The organism is Microcoleus sp. S13_C3 (assembly GCF_036700905.1).
Lineage (GTDB): Bacteria > Cyanobacteriota > Cyanobacteriia > Cyanobacteriales > Microcoleaceae > Microcoleus.
This window is the reverse complement of sequence record NZ_JAUBPT010000309.1, coordinates 1-3,061: the sequence shown is the minus strand read 5'-3', so window position 1 is coordinate 3,061 and position 3,061 is coordinate 1. Positions and strand designations below refer to the sequence as shown.

Annotated in this window: 2 protein-coding genes; both read right to left on the bottom strand. The window is 50.7% G+C overall.

The window, feature by feature from the left end:
- Window positions 1–292, bottom strand: a 292-nt coding sequence (locus tag QUA16_RS36170) for a hypothetical protein (RefSeq protein WP_333109635.1), incomplete at its 3' end; no start/stop codon positions are given.
- 6 nt (window positions 293–298) lie between these two features.
- On the bottom strand, window positions 299–2,914 hold the full coding sequence (locus tag QUA16_RS36165; RefSeq protein ID WP_333109636.1) for a CHAT domain-containing protein: 2,616 nt from the start codon (window positions 2,912–2,914) through the stop codon (window positions 299–301).
- Window positions 2,915–3,061 lie beyond the last annotated feature (147 nt).

Genomic DNA, 3,061 nt, shown 5'->3' with positions numbered 1-3,061 from the left:
CCGATGCCCGATGCCCGATGCCCGATGCCCGATGCCCGATGCCCGATGCCCGATGCCCGATGCCCGATGCCCAATTCCCGATGCCCGATGCCCGATGCCCGATGCCCGATGCCCGATGCCCGATGCCCCATGCCCCATGCCCCATGCCCGATGCCCGATGCCCCATGCCCCATGCCCCATGCCCCATGCCCGATGCCCAATTCCCCATGCCCAATTCCCCATGCCCGATGCCCAATTCCCCATGCCCGATGCCCCATGCCCCATGCCCCATGCCCCATGCCCCATGCCCCATCTTAAATTACTGCCAATTCCCCACAAGCACGAAAGGCGCCCAGAAATAGGGATTTTGATACTGTGGGTTTTTCAGCAGCGTTAATTGAGCGTTGCGGAGGGCTTCAGCTTTGCTGGTTTTAGAAGAAGCCAGTTGCTTGTAAAACTCAGTCATAAAGATAGCTGTAGATTCGTCGTTGACTTGCCAAAGGGTGGCGGCGGTGCTGCGGGCACCCGATCGAATTGCCGCCCCCGCCAAACCCAAAGCCGCGCGGTTATCGCCCGAAGCAGTTTCGCAAGCACTCAAAACCAAAAGTTCGATCGGCTGTTGTTTCTCCCCAGTGCGGGCTCGCAGTAGTCGATCGAACTCCTTAACATTCACTTTCTTGTCCCAAGTCACAATAAAAGTATCCGCCGCATTCGAGCTAAACTGACCGTGAGTTGCCAAATGGACGATCGGGTAAGACAAAGCTTTAATTTGATCGTGCAACCGCCCGCTGACAAAATCTTCATTCAGCAGCGAACTCGCCGGCATCTCGGCTGCAATTTGCTGAACTTCCTCCTTCACGCCCGGCAAAGCCGAGAAGCCTTGACGCGCTTCCGAAAGGCCAGCGGTGAGCACTTTTAACTTGACTTTGTTCAGCGGTTTCGGTGCCAGCAATTGCAATCCCGGCGCCAAAGCAATATTGTATTTTTCTACCAAAAACTTTTCACCGTCGTGCAGCACCGCCATCGGCAGATTCCGCAAATAACCGTCGAGCACAAATACCAGGGTTTTAATCCCGCTGGCGGTCAAATCCGCCTCTGCGGGGCGGATTAACCAGTCGTAAACCTGTTCGACGGGTAGCCTCCTGTCGCGGGGGAAAGAAGCAGGCCTGATGGTATTTTTGGCTTGTCTGAAGGCAGTTTCCAACTCGGCTTGAGACTTCTTCGTAGCGTAGCGGCGCAGAGGTTTGCCGGGAATTGACAAAATTACCTCCAAACGATCGCTCAAAATAATCGGATAAATCACCGCCGCTGTCGGATCGATTTCCTCGATCAACTTTGGTTTAGCATCAGCGCAAGCATCCCGAAAAAAGTTGTCCAATTCCGCCAGTTGCAAAGATTCCACGGTTTGGCGCGCTAGTTTCAATTTAGCTTGACTGGGAGATTCCTCTTGCAAAAGCATCCCGACTAATTCCCGATAAACCGGTTCGGCACTTTCCCGAAACGAAAATTGCACTTCGGGATTGACTGTTACCAAATCGCCCCGCAAAGATGACAGTAGATTCACAGCTTGAGTATATTGAGCTATCGCCCCTTCTGTATTTCCCTGAGCTTTCCGAATCCGTCCCAGTTGCCAAAACAATTGGTAAGCAATATCGGGAGATTGAAACGCCGGTGCTAAACTCAAAGCCTCAGTTGTGAGATTTTCCGCTTTCTGATACTGCTGTTGGATTTCTGATAGTTTGCCTTTCGCTGCCAGAATATAAGCTTGTATTCGTTTATCGCCCAAACTGTTTGCTCGTTCGACAGAGCGATCGAGCATGGTGTCAATCTCGCTTAAACTCAAAGTTTTCGCAGGCGACTGAGCTAATTTCATCAAGCTTTGAGCTAGATTAATTTGAGCGTAAAGTCCGGCGCGGTTCGACCCAAATTTATCGGTTTGAGGTTCGAGAGAACGCCACAAAGCCTCTGCTTCAGACCAATCTTGGCGATCGAGCAACAAGCTCAATTGGTTTAACTTTGCCTGAATTTGTAGGAGAGAGCGATCCGGGATCGCCTGGATCGATCGACCATAATACTCTAGGGCCAAGCGTTCCAAATCAGCCCGCTGTTTGGGTGTCAAACCCGGTTTATTGCTTTTAGCCCGTACCGTATTGCCCAGATTGAGATAAATTGCAGCCTCCTCTGGCCGGCTACCTAATTTTTTGGCTGCTTCGAGTCCCGCCGAAAGCACATCCTGCGATCGTTCCAGTTGTCCCAAAACCCGCAGTACCCGCCCTAAAGCATGAGTTGCCCGGACTTGTTCGAGAGAAACAGGCTGATTTTTCAAAGTTTCCAAACCCGCTGTCGAAACTTCGCAAGTTTGGTTTTCCAACTTGAAAGAAGCTAACAGCATTTTGCAAGCCCTGGGATAAAGTCCGAGAGTTTCCCAAGCCCGACTTTGATTAATTTGAACTTGAAAAAGTTGGTTCTTTCTATCAATTTGCTCGAAAATTTTAGCGCTTAACTCCAAGTTATCGATCGCATCTTGAGTCTGCCCCCGTTCAAGTTGCAACTGTCCTTGAATGTTGAGAGTTTCAGCCAAAATCCGCTGCTGTTCGGGAGTTTTGGCTTGTGTTCGCACAGCCGACAAACTCGAATTTACAGCTTTTTCTGCTTGTTCCCAAAGCCCCAACTGCCCGTAGGTTGCAGCTAAATTACTCAAAGCCGTGGCGCGATCGAGATTTTCGCCTTTTGCCTCAAAGGCCGCCGCCGCTTGCTGCAACAAAGGTACAGCTTCCGAAAAACGTTCCTCTTGGTACAGAGTGCGAGCTTGTCGAACAAGCTGCACCGTTTGTGGTGGATTAACCTGAGCAATTCCCGGAGGAATCGCAACTGCTAGCAGACAGGAAATCACAAATAACAGAATTACTTGCCGGAGCGATCGGGTAAACTTCATATTTAGAAAATAAAATTACAACCGCAGACACACATACTAATTAACCCAAATATAGCGGTTCTCAAGCGTTGTGAGGTATGGGGACGAGTCCTATGCCCTATGCCCTATGCCCTATGCCCTATGCCCTATGCCCTATGCCCTATGCCC